This is a genomic window from Treponema berlinense (assembly GCF_052273165.1).
GTDB classification, from domain to species: Bacteria; Spirochaetota; Spirochaetia; order Treponematales; family Treponemataceae; genus Treponema_D; species Treponema_D berlinense_A.
Genome location: NZ_DAVZIU010000035.1, coordinates 1 through 14,841, shown reverse-complemented (window position 1 = coordinate 14,841; position 14,841 = coordinate 1). Strand labels below are relative to the sequence as shown.

The window sequence follows — 14,841 nt, the reverse complement described above, 5'->3', positions numbered from 1 at the left end:
GCTCAAGGTATAGCAAAGGACATGGCTCAAGACATTGCAAAAGATATGGCTCAAGGTATAGCAAAGGACATGGCTCAAGACATTGCAAAAGATATGGCTCAAGATATTGCAAAAGGTATGGCTCAAGACATTGCAAAAGGTATGGCTCAAGACATTGCTAATGAAAAGACTCTCGAAACTGCCAAAAATTTGCTTAAAATAAACATTTCGCCTGAACAAATTGCCATGGCTACAGGGCTTTCTTTGGAGCAGGTTACAAGTTTAAAAACCGACAAAAACTAAATCAATTCTTCAGCGCGTCTGTTTTTCGCATTTCAAAAAACAGGTGATAATATTTTTAATATCACCTGTTTTGCAGTCATTTTTCTACGCTTTCAATCATCTCTTTTCCCCACCATTCGCACAGTTCTTCGTAGGCCTGCATTTGAAATTCTGGGATTACAGTTTTTTTCAACTGCTCAAGATTGTTTTTTGCGTAATACCGGCAAATTTTTTTCAATTCTTCAATTTCGGTTTCTGTAAGATTTCTGTTTTCTATGTCTTTTTCCTGAACAAAATCCAGAAGAACAGTGCTTGCGCTTGCAGCAGAACAAACTTTTTTCCATTGTTCAAGGCTGTAAATTTTCTTTTCTGACGAAATTCCTGTATCAACGCAGTAAGAATACACTTCGTTTTTTATGCCAGCATATTTTTTTGCATAAAAAGCAAGAAAAAAATAAATCAAAAAATCTTCCGCAAAAACACAATATACTGGCGGAATTTTTTCAAACGCATTTAAACACAATTCGCGCTCAAAAAGTTTTGCCCATAAAAAACCGCAGTGATTGCGCTGAACCAAAAATCCATTCAGAATTTCATCTTTGTATAAAAAGCCTTCGGCGCTGTCATCTGTTCCAACAAAAACATTGGTTATTTTTTTTGTAATTTCCAGAATTCTATTCTCTGAAAATTTTTTATCCTTTTCAGAAAGATTTTTTAACTCTCGCCTAGTCTTTATCTTTGCCCTTCCATGAACAATGTCCGCTCCTTTTTTTTCGGCAATGTCATACAGAGTGCTCAACGCGTCTGGCAAAAGAAAGTCGTCGCTATCAACAAACATTATGTATTTTCCAGTCGCCGCATAAACGGCAGAACGGCGGGCTTCCACAAGACCTTTATTTTTTTCGTGCTGAATAAACCTTATACAAAAATTTGAACTTTTGTGCTTTTTGCAAAATTCTTTTAGAATCTGCCTTGTATTCAATTTTTTTTCTTTTAGACGCTCAATTTCTTCGTCGTCAACAACAATAATTTCAAAACCGCAAAAACTTTGAGCACAAATGCTTTCTAAACAGGCAGACAAAAATTTTTGCGTGCCACAGACAGGCACACAGACAGAAATTTTTATAGATTTTTTTTTGAACAAATTGAACATATAAACAATTATATCATAAAAAAAGCGGTCTGCTCCTTGCAATATGAAAAAGAACAGGCCGCTTATTGTTAGAAAATTTTAGTTTTCAAGTTTTCCCTGATAATAATCAGTTACACTAATATTAAACGATGCCGAAATGTTGGAATCTCCTCTCGTAAGCGTTGAGCCTGCAATATCAAATTCAACAATGGAGTCTTTATTTTTTATTACTCCATCGCCGCTATCTCCTGCCTTCCAATAAAAGCCGTCATCAACAATCACAATCTTTTTTGGAACAACAGCACAGAATTTTTCAGGCCCAAAAAAGGCAGTATTAGTTGAATCAGCCCCATCAGGAATGCAATAGTAATCAGTATAATCTTTATCATTATAAGTATATTTAAGTTCTTTTTGCACAGATGTCCAGCCAAATATATTAGTAGAGTCATCTTTTACATTGATTTTTACCAGCGCGCCACGGCTATAAAAATAATCTAGCTTCTTAAAACCTAGTCCACGAGAAGCCTCTTTTACAAGCGCATAAACATTTTCAGTATCATATCCAAGACCGTCTCCGAACTGCAAATCCGTTATCGAAATTGAATCATAGTCATCATGGTTAGAAGAATCATATCCATCCAAAATAGAAGCAAGATCTTTTACAAACTTCTTTGGAGTTCCTATCACAATACTGCCAGAAGTTACGGTTCCAGCTGCTTTATAAACATTGCATGAGCCGTCTGTAAAATAAAAATCGTTTCCGTTGACTGCGATATTGGTAAAAGTGTCAATTTTGAGATCCGAAACGTTAATCTGCGCGCTTGCAACTATAGCAGGCTCAGATTCAGTAGAAACAGCATAAACGCTTACCGCGCTGTCTGAACTTACAAGCAGATATATATAGCTGTTTACACAGTCATAGTACATGTCTGACAGGAGAGTTGTAATTTCTGACAATTCCTTTGTTAAATCAGGAGCAGTTGAATAAGAATTTGTAGAAACTTTCATCGAGTACTTATTCAAAGTTAAAGCATTTCCAGGAAGCGCAATCCAAAGATTGTAATTTTTGTCAAAGCAATAATATTTTGATAAATTTTCTTTTATAGTACTTTCCGTAGCCGATGAATCAGTATAATCATAAATCTGCTTCATAGAATAATTATCATAGCTTTTTTCGGTAAACCAGACAGCCGCACTACGATCTGGGGTCTTAAAAGTAAAATTAAATTCGCAAAGATAAAGTTTTTCACCATCAAAAACAAAGCAGCTTATAACATTTGTATCGTCTGTTTTCAGACTGCCAATCTGGGTAGGATCAAATCCTGTACTTTCGCTTCCAGTGTCATCAAAAGAGTCCCCATTCAAATACCACAAACAGTTTTTGATTTCTATGCTGTCAGGATATTTAAGCTTGATCTCAAGGTAAGAAGATTCATACGGAATAACACTGCCAGAGACATAAGAGTTATTATCCGCGCCGCTTGTATAATACGCCCCAATAGAAAAGTCAGCGCTTGTCGCTGCTGTTATGCCTTTCATGCTTGCAGGTTTTATATAAAATTCGCAAGAATCGCTACCAGTCTCTCCATCGGCACTAATTATCGTATTTTGATCCGAAATATCTTTCGAAGCATATTCGTAAAGAGAGAAAACATCTACATCAGTATGAGAGAACGACGAAAAGAAAGGTGTTGTTATGTATGATGCAAAGTTGTCTTGAACAGTTCCATCTTCGCTATCTTTTATTGCATAGATATTCAAATTGCCAGAAATCGACATCTCGCCAGTAACATCAAGACATGCTCCATTTTTAAGAGTAATATCGATAGAATTAACCTGATCTTGACCTACACTAAGATTGCTTATTTCAATTTTTTTATTTCCGTCCGTTGCAACAAGGCAAGCAGAGCCCGAAAGAACGGTATTAACATTATTTGTATCAGAAGTTGAATAAGCAGCTATAATTGGCGAGGTGCTTTCTCCTAAATAAATCGAAAGATTTTTTGAATCTCCAAGTTTTTCCTTTAATTCATTGAAAGTTTTTATGTCAATTGCAGGAACTTTGTCCATAAAAATATCAACTTCCGACACGTCAGGCCAGTTTTTTGTCAAATTTTCCAAAAGCGCCGTAAGATTTTTTCTTGAAGATACAGAAAGACCATTCATTTTTTTTACGCTTTCAGAATTGTCATTTGTCGCATAGTATTTTTTTACATGCGTAACAGAAAGTTTTATATCCGAATCTGTCGTTTTTATTCCAGAAGCAATTTCTACCATCATTTTGTCGCTTGGAATTTCTACTTTTACACTGTCACTATGATAAAACTCAAGTTTGTACCAGCCTGGAGCAATATTTTCTCCAGTAAGAGTATATCCGTTGCTGTCAAAAACAAGATTTTTCTTCTCAGTTGAATACTCAATATCGCCTGTTTGAATATTTTTAAGTGTAACAAGCAAGGCAGGAGCATAATTTGATATACCGGTTGTATTAAAAGAAAGCTCAAGACTACCGCTGACAGAACTGTCTTTTTTAAGTCCGACAAGCACTGTTATATAATTTTTTGCAGTTTCCGCAGAAACTGTAACATCTTCTTTTGTTCCGCTAACGGTTACTGTGCCGTTTCCTTCAGAATAGCTTCCTTCGAGAGTAATATCGTATATTCCAATCGGAATCAGTTTTGCATTAAGAACACCATTGCTATAATTAAGAGACGGACTGCTTGAATTTGAGCTAGAATCCGAAGTTTCAGAAGACCATGCAAGCTCAATGTCTTTTTCGCCAGAATTGCCTTTAAAAATTACTTTCCACGAAGTTATTTTATTTAGTTCAAAGTTTCCAGCCGAAATATAGCGTCCGTTTGCATTAAAATTAATTGAAACAGAAGTGTTTTCTTTAAATTTTTCAGCAGTTTTTGAGTCCAGAATGTTCGTACATCCTGCAAAAAACACAATTATTGCAAAAGCTGCAAGTCCTTGTAAAAAGCGTTTAGTTTTCATAGTTTTTTCTCCAAACATTTAGTTTTTTAAGATAATTTGACAGATTTTTAGCCGGTTTAAGAGTTTTCGTTTAAAACAAAGATGTATTCAATTTCTATAAGTTCCTCGTCAGAACTCATAAAACACGTAAGGCTATTGTTTTTTTGCTCTCCACCATTTTCTGTCAAAACAATATCATCATTCTGCATCAAGTTGAGTTCAAAAGAAGGCTTATCTTTTGAAGAAACAATTTCTTCTCCGTTCATATACCAGCTGTAAGAGTACGAATCAAAGTCGAATTCTTTTTCACACAGAAGAGAAAATTCAATCATTTTATTCTCATAAGTCAATTCTGGAACATTGCCGTCAGAAACTGAACCATTTTTTACACAGATACTAAAATATTTTGCTTCGATTCCAGCAATTTCTGCGTCTTTTTTTATTCGCTCAAGCTCAACATCAAGAGAATTAGCTCCTGGCTCAAGTTCAACGTAATAAGATTGAATATTTTTGTATTTTGCCAGTTTTCCGTTCAAAATTTTAGCATTCACTTCGAGTTTTGAACCAGACTTCAAGTCTTCAATCGTAAATACAGCAGGCTCAACAGAGCCACTTTTAGGCTCTTTTATCGAAAATTGCTTCAAAAGATTCAAATCTCCGCTCAGCTCTACATTCAAAGACCAGTCTCCTGCACTGCTCTCCCTGATTAAACGCGCAAAATCTACTGGAACAGCAAAACTGACAGAAGAAGTTTCGCTTGCAGCACAAGAAAAAAGCAAAGCACAAAAAAGCGTTGCTGCAATATAAGAAAAAATTCTTTTTATCATAAAGTCCTCCACCTTAAAAAATCAAAAACAACCCGTGTAGAGTATAACGTACAAAGTGTGTATTTTCAATTTTTATAACGAAAAAGAACGGATTAAAAATCAAAAACAAAAGCAATTTTAAACAACTTTAGTAGAATAACGTTTTTTTATCAAGTAAAAAATTTAAAAATTAACAGACAGCCTTGTATAAAAACAGCACGGGCATAAAAAAACCGGCAAAAATTCAATTTAAGCCGGCTTTTATCATACAAAATATTTTTAACTTCTATTCAAGAATTGTTGCTTCGTGAGAACCTTTTAGGTCTGTTCCCAAATCGTGCTCAGCGGTTTTTACATAGCCGATTTTATAAGCCTTCATATCTGGAATTCCAAGCTTTTTGTGAACATCTGTCGCAAAATCAGCTGCTTTTTTGTTAAAATGCTCAACAATTGCATCAGCGTCTTCTTTTTTAACGGCAAGAACAAGTCCGATTCCCATGTTGTATGTTCCCCACATGCCTTCTGGATCTGCTCCGCGACGTTCAAGTTCTGCAAAAATCGCTGGTTTTTCCCAGCTGTCTTTTTTGATTACGCTTACAAGGTTTGCACCTTTTTTGTACATTCTAGGAACATTTTCGTAAAAGCCACCGCCTGTAATATGAACCATTCCGTGGATTTTTTCGCCAAATGTTTCCAAAGCATCCATAACTGGACGAACATAAATACGTGTTGGAGTAAGCAAAGCCTCTCCAATCGGTTTTCCGTTAAAATCTTCGTTAAAATCCTTTACGAGTTTGCGGACAAGCGAATATCCGTTTGAGTGGCAACCTGTCGAAGAAAGACCGATCAAAACATCCCCGTCTTCGATTTTGTCGCCAGTAATCATCTTTTCTTTTTCGCCAAATCCTACGCCAAAACCAGCAAGGTCGTATTTTCCGTCGTCGTAAAATCCAGGCATTTCGGCTGTTTCTCCACCCAAAAGTGCACAGCCAGCATCAACACAACCGTCGGCAACACCTTTTACGAGTTGTCCGGCAACCTTTGCATCGAGTTTTCCACAGGCAACATAGTCCAAAAAGAACGATGTTTTTACGCCAGAACACAAAATGTCGTTTACGCTCATTGCAACGCAGTCAATTCCAACAGTGTCGTATTTTCCCATCTGAAAAGCAATGTCGAGTTTTGTGCCTACACCGTCAGTTCCAGAAACAGCAACCGGCTGCTTTAAACCTGCAGGGATTTCAAACATTCCGTTAAAACTTCCCAAATCCGTCAAAAGTCCAGGAATGCGGGTACGTTTTGCATGAACCTTGTATTCGTTTACAGCGTTGTAACCTTCTTCAACATCAACGCCAGAATCTTTGTAGTCAATTGTTGCCATATTTTTCCTCAATAATTTTGGAGCACATTTTTCGTTCTCGACCGCACTTGCGCAGTTCGGTAACCCTCAGTCCTTCGGACCGGCTGACGCCGCTGCTCCACCGCGGGCTAAGACTTTTTTTATCATATCAATTTTTCGGTCTTGTGTCATTATGCGTTAAAATGCAACGTCAAGACCAGAAGCCGCAGCATCATCTGCAAGCTTTTTGCGGAAAGCCGCAAGTTTTTCTTTTAACTCAGGATATTTTATCGAAAGGATTTCTACCGCAAGGTAAGCCGCATTTTTTGCAGAATTTATTCCGACTGTTGCAACAGGAATTTGCGGAGGCATCTGCACGATAGAAAGAAGCGCGTCCATTCCGCCTAAACCGTTAGAAACTCCTGGATTTACACATTCGAGAGGAACTCCAATAACAGGAAGAGTTGTCGCTCCTGCAATAACGCCTGGCAAAGCTGCCGCAAGTCCAGCTCCTGCAATAATCACTTCAAAACCTTCTTCTTCAACTTTTTTTACAGTTTCGTGCAAGAGCGCGCCTGCACGGTGAGCCGACAGAATAAAAGCCTTATACTCAATTCCAAATTCTTTTAAAACGTCTGCCGCTTTCTTCATAGTATCTTTGTCAGATTTAGAGCCAAAAAAAATCGCAACTTTCATAAAAATCACCTCGGGTTCATCGTACCTTAAAATCAAAACAAATTCTATAAAAAGCCGTTTTTTGTCAAAAACCGTTTTTATTTTGTAACCATAATCCAGCGGATTTTATTTTTTGACTCTGGCGCTATGTACTTTTTATATGCAGAATAAACCTGCTTTGCACTTACATTCTGCACCTGAAAAGAGCGTTTTAAATATGTGTCCGGTTTTCCAGAATATTCAAGCGAAGTAATAATATTAGCAGCAACTCCAGTTCCGCTCTGACTCGAATCGAACAACGTCGTAATGTATTTGTTTTTGTATTGCTCGAGTTTTTCTTCAACTTGTTTTTCGTCTGGAAAACTTTCAATCGCCTTATAAATCAATGAATGAATATTTTCCGTATCGCTTATTTTGTAAGCGCTTATCGCTCCGAGCATCTGCTTTCCGCCAAGAACGCCCGTTCCAATTGAGTAAACGGCTCCAGCTTTTTCGCGCACCTGATCAAAAAATATATCATCCAAATACATAAGAGAAATCGCAAAAGGCACATAATCAGAATCATATCGCTTTGGACAGTTAAAAAATCCTATTGAATAGCCAGAAGTTCCAGCCTGCTCATTTTTTAGAAAAATATCCTCGCCTTCGACAAAAATTTCTCCAACTTCTGGAGTCTTGTAGCTTTCTTTTTGAATCGTTCCAAAATAAGAATTGAGTTTTTCGACCAGTTTTTTCTGTCCGTCCAAGTCCATATTTGCAACTACGACAAATTTTATTCTTTTTGCATCCAAAAGTTTTTTATGGTGATTTTTTATTTCGTCCAAAGTAATAAGTTTTAACGACTCTTCGGTTACAGAGGTTGAACTTGCATAAGAAGTTTTTCCAAATGCCGTTTTTTCAAGTTCAATTCCAAGTTGGCCACTCGGATCAGATTTTGAGCGCACAAAAGAATCTTCTTCGTTAAGCATCATCTGCTTAAAATCATTTTCTAAAAAAGCCGGAAAATTTATTGAATCGGCATAGATTTCAAGGACGGCATCCAGGTCTTTTTGAAGGCATTTTATTCCAGCGACACTGTAATCGCGTCCGCTCGAACTGTTCATAGAAAAAGAAATTCCGTACTGCATGTTTTGAATATCTTCGTACGAAAAATTTTTGCTTCCGTGGAACATAAGTTCAAGTGTAAGACCTTCAATTCCTGCCATTTTTGGACTTACAAGCGGAGTTCCGCCTTCAAAAACAGTGCGCAAAACAAAAACCTGTCCGCCGTTCGTCTTTTTAAAAATCACCGGAATTCCGTTTTTTAATTCGTATTTCGAAAAATCTTTTACATTTTCTTCATAATAAGCGTCTTTTGCGTTTTTTGGAGATGAGGCGCAACCCGCAAGAAAAAATACTCCTACCGTAAACAAAACAAAAAATGCTTTTTTTATAATCTTCATAATTTTCCTCCGAAAAATGCCTTTTTAGAGCGGATTTATTTCCACCAGCGGGCATTTTCTGCATTAAGTTCCTGCCAGCCGTCTTTTTCAAATTCTTTTTTATTTTCCCTGTAATATTCTGGATTTACAAAAAGAACGGCAAGCCCTTTTTTATCTTTTATATATTTTTCAACAAAAGAGCGGACGTCTTTATTTTCAACTTTTAAAATATTTTCGTCATAAGAAAGAGCATAATCCGCACCAGAAGAAGCCCATTGCGAAGAAAAGCCCCGTAAAAAAAGCGCGGCGGTTTCCATTGAATAGGTTCTGCTGTCTTCAAGCCTGCCCTTTACGTTTTTTATCTCTTTTTCGTCGTATCCAGTTCCGCTTTTGAGCATATCGTCCACTGCCTGAGTGTTCCAGTAGTCAAGAATAAGCTGCGCCCTTTTTTGCGGTGAAATTTTTTCATCATTCATAAAAGCCGCAGAAAAACTTATAATTCCGCTCGCCCGCATTGCCGAATACGAACCGCCGATATAATCCGCATCTGGAATATTCAATTCTTTATTCTGTATTGCCCTGGAAATAAAATTTCCAGACGGATTTGAAAGAAGATATGACCAGACATCTGCCGCATAAGTGTCATTTTCGTCGCTCTGGACATCAGGTCCTCGCAGATAAAAAACAAGCCTGCTTATTCCCTTTGAATTTTGAGGATCGGCAAAGACAAGTTTTTTTGTAGCCGAAAACGGAGTTTTTGACGAAGTTTCGATTTTCTTTCCAGTCTGGGCATTTTTTCCATTCTGCCAGTCGCCGTAAATTTCTTTTACAAGGGAATATACTTCCTCGTGCTTTACATCGCCTCCAACAAAAAGAGCGGTGTTTGCAGGAACATAATATTCTTTCTGAATTTTTTTAAGGCTTTCCGCAGTCGCATTCTTTATGATTTTTGGATCGCCGGAAGTGTCGGTTTTCCAGGGACATTCAAAAAAAAGATTTTTAAAAACTCCTGCGCCAAAAATTCTTCCCGGCTCGCTCATTCCGCCCTCGATTTCCGACAAAACAACAGATTTTTCGTTTTCGAGTTCTTTTTCGTCAAGGAGCGGAGTGCGGATTGCGTAAGACCAGTATTCAAGTCCGTCTTTTAAAAGTCCCGACGGCACCGTAAAAAAATAATTTACGCGGTCAATCGAAGTCGTTCCATTCCACTCAGAAACGCCCATTTTGTTCAAAGCGGCATACGCTTCCTTTTGATTTGCATATTTTGCATTTCCCTTGAACATCATGTGCTCGTAAAGATGAAAAAGTCCCGCATTTTCCGGTGTCTGGGTAACGGCTCCAGCTTTTACGGCAATTTCGATGTAAACAAGCGGAGCAGAATCATTTTCCATTACAAAAAGTTCAAGTCCGTTTTCGAGTTTATACTTAAAAAGTGACGGAACAGAAGTTTTTTGGGCAGGCAAAACAAAAATCGTGCCGCACAAAAAAACAGTCGTTAAAAAAAACTTAAAAAATTTTCGAGTCATATATTCAATATAACAATATTGAGATTTCTTAGATACAGTTTTTTAAACAAACCTATTGACATATACCCCGTAGAGGTATTATATATTTTCCAGAAAAAAATTAACAAAATAAGGAAACTATAATGGAATCAAAAGACGAATGCTGCTGTTCAACAAGAACAAAAAAAAGAAGCCCGGAAGAGTTTAAAATTCTTTCAAACAGGCTCAACCGTATCGAAGGCCAAATCCGCGGAATAAAAAAAATGCTCGAAAACAATGCTTACTGTCCGGACATTTTGATTCAGGTTTCGGCGGTGAATGCGGCATTAAACTCGTTCAACAAAGTTCTTTTGGCAGAACACATAAATTCCTGCGTAGTAAACGATATTAAAGACGGAAAAACAGAAGCCGTCGGTGAGCTTGTAGAAATTCTTCAAAAACTTATGAAATAACAAAAGGAAAAGTTATGGATAAATACATAGTAACAGGAATGTCCTGCGCAGCCTGCGTTGCAAGAGTTGAAAAAGCGGTTTTAAAAGTTCCGGGAGTCAATTCCTGTACGGTAAGCCTTCTGACAAATTCCATGGGAGTTGAAGGAGAAGCCTCTTCTGAAAAAATAATAAATGCTGTCGAAAAAGCCGGTTACAAAGCGCAGAAATTTTCATCAAAAAAAAGCAATTCAATTCAAAGTCAGACTCCGCCCGAAGACAGCGAGACTCCGCTCTTAAAAAAAAGGCTCGTCTGGTCGGTTTTGCTGCTGTCAGTCCTAATGTATTTTAGCATGGGACACATGATGTTTGACTGGCCGATTCCAGCCTGGTTTACCAAAAACGGTGGAAATCACATTGCAATGGGAATTTTACAGATGATTCTCTCGGCTCTCATAATGCTCGTAAATAAAAAATTCTTCGTTTCCGGATTTAAAAGTCTTATACGTCTCGCGCCAAACATGGACACTCTCGTCGCCCTTGGTTCCGGAGTTTCGTTTGTTTACAGCGTTTTTGTGCTTTTTGAGATGACGGATTCGGTTTTACTGACGGACAGCGCGCGCACTCTAAAACTTATGAACGGTTTTTATTTTGAAAGCGCGGCAATGATTGTAACTCTTATAACAGTCGGAAAACTTCTAGAATCAATTTCCAAAGGAAAGACGACAGACGCGCTCAAAAGCCTCATGAAGCTTTCTCCAAAAACCGCAGTTCTCCTCAAAAACGGCGCAGAAAAAACCGTAAAAATCGAAGAAGTTCAAAAAGGCGATATTTTTGTAGTCCGCCCTGGAGAAAATATTCCTGCCGACGGAATCATTATTGAAGGAAGTTGCTCCGTAAACGAATCAGCTCTCACAGGAGAATCAATTCCTGTCGACAAAAAAAACGGCGACAAAGTCTGCGCGGCAACGCTAAATCAGACAGGTTTTATAAAATGCAGGGCCGTAAAAGTCGGAGAAGACACAACTCTTTCGCAGATAATTCAAATGGTAAGCGACGCTGCCACAACAAAAGCTCCGATTGCTAAAATTGCGGATAAAGTTTCCGGGATTTTCGTTCCAGCAGTAATTTTAATTTCGATTTTTACATTTTTAGCCTGGATTTTTGCAGGTGAAGAGATTTCATTCGCCCTAAACCGCGCAATAACCGTTCTTGTCGTAAGTTGTCCTTGCGCGCTCGGGCTTGCAACTCCAGTCGCAATAATGGTCGGAAACGGAATCGGCGCAAAAAACGGAATTCTATTCAAAACTTCATTAGCGCTTGAACAAACAGGAAAGTCAAAAATTGTAATTTTAGACAAAACAGGAACAATCACAAAGGGAGAGCCTCTTGTAACCGACATTTTTGCACTCGAAGTTTCTGAACGCGAACTTTTGGAAAAAGCCTCTTCGCTCGAATCAAAAAGCGAACATCCGCTCGCAAAAGCAGTGTTAAAAAAAGCCAGAGAAGAAAAAATTGAATTAAAACAAACTTCAGACTTTACGGTTCTTCCAGGAAATGGACTTTCGGCAATTCTAGAAGGAAAAAAACTTTATGGCGGAAACCTGAGCTTTATTCAGTCAAAAATTTCCAATGTAAGCGAAAAATCAAAAATTCTTGCAGAAAAAGTCGCAAATCAAGGAAAAACTCCGCTATTTTTTGCAGAAGAAGACAGACTTTTGGGAATTATAGCCGTGGCAGATGTGATAAAAAGCGACAGTTCAAAAGCCATTGAAGAATTAAAGAATCTTGGAATTTTTGTCGCGATGCTCACAGGCGATAACGAAAAAACAGCCCGTGCAATCGGTGTCCAGGCAGGCGTTGACGAAGTGATTGCCGGTGTTCTTCCAGACAAAAAAGCAGAAAAAGTTCTCGAATTCAAGAAAAAAGGAAAAGTTTGCATGGTCGGAGATGGAATAAACGATGCTCCGGCTCTTACAGCGGCAGACACGGGAATGGCAATCGGATCTGGAACAGATGTTGCAATCGATGCGGCAAATGTTGTTCTTGTAAAAAACAGTCTTCTAGACGTAAGCTACGCAATCCAGCTCAGCAAAAAAACTGTAAAAAATATTCACGAAAACCTTTTCTGGGCATTTTTTTACAATATTCTTTTAATTCCAATTGCCGCAGGTGCATACATAAAACTTTTTGGCTTGGAAATGAATCCAATGTTTGGAGCAGCGGCAATGAGCCTTTCAAGTTTTTGTGTTGTGGCAAATGCACTCAGATTGAATTTTTTCAATTTACGGAATTCAAAACATAAAAAAAGCAAAAAATCCGCTTTAACTGCACAAAATGAGGTTTCTGCGGAAAATAAAAATAAACAGGAGGCCACAAAAATGGCAGAATTAACAGAAAAAACATTAAAAGTCGAAGGAATGATGTGCTGCAACTGCGAAAACCACGTAAAAAAAGCACTCGAAAAAATCGAAGGCGTAGAAACAGCCACACCAGACCACAAAACTTCGCAGGTTACGGTAAAACTTTCAAAGGACGTTTCAGAAAGTGAATTTGAAAAAGCAATTACAGACGCCGGTTATACTTATGCTGGTTTAAACTTGTAAATAAGAAAAAAAATCTTTAAAATGTGGACAAAAATTTAGAAAGCCGGTTTTTATCGCTTATGAAGACGGTAAACGCTGAAGAAAACTTTCATTTTTTTAGTAAAAACTCAACAGGAGAAAAGATAAAAATGAACGAAAAAATCGAAAACAGCACCATAAACAGTGCTCTCTTCACCGACTTTTATGAATTGACAATGGCTCAAGGCTACTGGAAAAACGACATGAATCAGGACGTTGTTTTTGACATGTTTTTCCGAAGACAGCCATTTAACGGCGGTTTTTCAATTTTTGCCGGACTTGATACGCTTTTAGACGCAATCACAGACTTTACTTTTAGTCCAAGCGATATTGAATTTTTAAGGCAGCAGAAAATTTTTGAACCGGATTTTCTAGAATACCTAAAAACATTCCGTTTTAATGGCGACGTTTACGCTTTTAGAGAAGGTTCGGTTATATTTCCTCAGGAACCGATTGTCAGAATCCACGCAAAACTGATTGAAGCGCAGATTGTCGAGGCGTTGGTTTTGAACCACATAAATTTTCAGAGTCTTATTGCAACAAAAACAGCAAGAATATGGCTTGCAAGCAAAAAAGGCGCAATAATGGAATTTGGTTTAAGACGCGCGCAAGGACCAGACGGAGGAATGAGCGCAACACGCGCAAGTTTTATCGGCGGAGCAGCAGGAACTTCAAACACTTTGGCAGGAAAACTCTACGATATTCCAGTAATGGGAACAATGGCTCATTCCTGGATTATGGCTTTTCCGTCTGAACTCGAAGCGTTCGAAGCATACGCAAAACTCTATCCTCAAAAGGCAATTTTTTTAATCGACACCTACGACACTCTCCGCTCAGGCATAAAAAATGCAATCAAAGTCGGAGCAAAGCTCGTAGAAAAAGGCTACAACTTCGGTGTAAGACTTGATTCTGGAGATATTTCCTATCTTACGGCAGAAGTCCGCAAAGAACTGGACAAAGCAGGATTTCCGCAGGCGACAATCACAGTCTCAAACGAACTTACAGAAGAAATTGTCGAGACTCTTGTTCAGCAAAGCACACCAATCAACAGCTGGGGCGTTGGAACTCACATGGTGACTGGAGGAAACGAGGCCAGTTTTACAGGCGTTTACAAGCTGGCTGCAAGATTTGACAAGACTTCTGGCAAGAATATTCCTGCAATGAAATTTTCAGACAATCCTGAAAAAAACACAAATCCTGGAATAAAAAACGTATATCGTCTGTACGATGAAGAAGGCAATGCAAAAGCCGACATAATTGCAACAGAAGATGAAAAAATCGAAGCTGGAAAAGAATACCGCTACTACCATCCGATGATTGACTACCGCCAGTTTACATTTACGGCTGCAAAAATCGAGCCGCTTTTGCACAAAGTTGTAGAAAACGGCAACAGGATTGAAGCAAAACAGACTGCAGGAAAAGTAATCCGCCTTGCGCACGAAACAGCACAACAGCAGCTCGAAACGCTGGATGCTTCTTACAAGAGGATTTTAAATCCGCATATTTACAAAGTAAGCCTGACGGAAGCAATGAAAAATCTAAAGATGGACTTTATTGAAAAAAGAATAAAATAGTCAGAATCAATCCACGGTCAAACCAAACAAAAAGTTTTACGACCGTGGATTTTTTTTGTCTTTTTGAAAACAAAAAAAATTTTAAAAAAATTTAAAATTT

At 38.1% G+C, this 14,841-nt stretch carries 10 protein-coding genes and 1 pseudogene; 4 read left to right on the top strand and 7 right to left on the bottom strand.

What is annotated here, in order from left to right; genetic code table 11:
• Nucleotides 1-282, top strand: a pseudogene (locus ACT6XC_RS09005) (hypothetical protein); the annotation flags it as partial.
• 76 nt (nucleotides 283-358) lie between these two features.
• Here ACT6XC_RS09005 and ACT6XC_RS09000 read toward each other — a convergent pair.
• The 7 genes from ACT6XC_RS09000 to ACT6XC_RS08970 all read right to left on the bottom strand — a co-directional run bounded on the left by ACT6XC_RS09000 (nucleotide 359) and on the right by ACT6XC_RS08970 (nucleotide 10,136).
• A complete protein-coding gene (locus ACT6XC_RS09000) occupies nucleotides 359-1,414 on the bottom strand; it encodes a glycosyltransferase family 2 protein (RefSeq protein WP_443741557.1) in 1,056 nt (351 codons plus the stop codon).
• Between the two features lie 78 nt (nucleotides 1,415-1,492).
• Entirely contained in the window at nucleotides 1,493-4,390 is a 2,898-nt protein-coding gene (locus ACT6XC_RS08995) for a hypothetical protein (RefSeq protein ID WP_443741556.1), read from the bottom strand.
• 56 nt (nucleotides 4,391-4,446) lie between these two features.
• On the bottom strand, nucleotides 4,447-5,196 hold the full coding sequence (locus ACT6XC_RS08990; protein WP_443741555.1) for a hypothetical protein: 750 nt from the start codon (nucleotides 5,194-5,196) through the stop codon (nucleotides 4,447-4,449).
• A gap of 265 nt (nucleotides 5,197-5,461) precedes the next feature.
• Nucleotides 5,462-6,556: a phosphoribosylformylglycinamidine cyclo-ligase gene (purM, locus tag ACT6XC_RS08985; protein WP_443738911.1), complete on the bottom strand. Its 1,095-nt coding sequence runs from the start codon at nucleotides 6,554-6,556 to the stop codon at nucleotides 5,462-5,464.
• A gap of 156 nt (nucleotides 6,557-6,712) precedes the next feature.
• Nucleotides 6,713-7,210, bottom strand: coding sequence for a 5-(carboxyamino)imidazole ribonucleotide mutase (gene purE, locus ACT6XC_RS08980; RefSeq protein WP_443738910.1), 498 nt, complete (start codon nucleotides 7,208-7,210; stop codon nucleotides 6,713-6,715).
• Nucleotides 7,211-7,287: 77 nt separating this feature from the next.
• Nucleotides 7,288-8,631, bottom strand: coding sequence for a M16 family metallopeptidase (locus tag ACT6XC_RS08975; RefSeq protein WP_443741554.1), 1,344 nt, complete (start codon nucleotides 8,629-8,631; stop codon nucleotides 7,288-7,290).
• Between the two features lie 35 nt (nucleotides 8,632-8,666).
• Nucleotides 8,667-10,136 carry a M16 family metallopeptidase gene (locus ACT6XC_RS08970; RefSeq protein WP_443741553.1) on the bottom strand — a complete coding sequence of 490 codons (1,470 nt, stop codon included), beginning with the start codon at nucleotides 10,134-10,136 and terminating at the stop codon, nucleotides 8,667-8,669.
• Nucleotides 10,137-10,258: 122 nt separating this feature from the next.
• On the opposite strand from ACT6XC_RS08970, the gene ACT6XC_RS08965 reads away from it, so the two are divergent.
• From ACT6XC_RS08965 to ACT6XC_RS08955, 3 genes are all read left to right on the top strand, one after another.
• Nucleotides 10,259-10,567 (top strand): metal-sensing transcriptional repressor, encoded by a 309-nt coding sequence (locus tag ACT6XC_RS08965; RefSeq protein ID WP_443741552.1) that lies wholly within the window; start codon nucleotides 10,259-10,261, stop codon nucleotides 10,565-10,567.
• Nucleotides 10,568-10,581: 14 nt separating this feature from the next.
• Nucleotides 10,582-13,149, top strand: a complete 2,568-nt coding sequence (locus tag ACT6XC_RS08960; RefSeq protein WP_443741551.1) for a heavy metal translocating P-type ATPase — start codon at nucleotides 10,582-10,584, stop codon at nucleotides 13,147-13,149.
• A gap of 128 nt (nucleotides 13,150-13,277) precedes the next feature.
• Nucleotides 13,278-14,741 carry a nicotinate phosphoribosyltransferase gene (locus ACT6XC_RS08955; RefSeq protein WP_443741550.1) on the top strand — a complete coding sequence of 488 codons (1,464 nt, stop codon included), beginning with the start codon at nucleotides 13,278-13,280 and terminating at the stop codon, nucleotides 14,739-14,741.
• Nucleotides 14,742-14,841 lie beyond the last annotated feature (100 nt).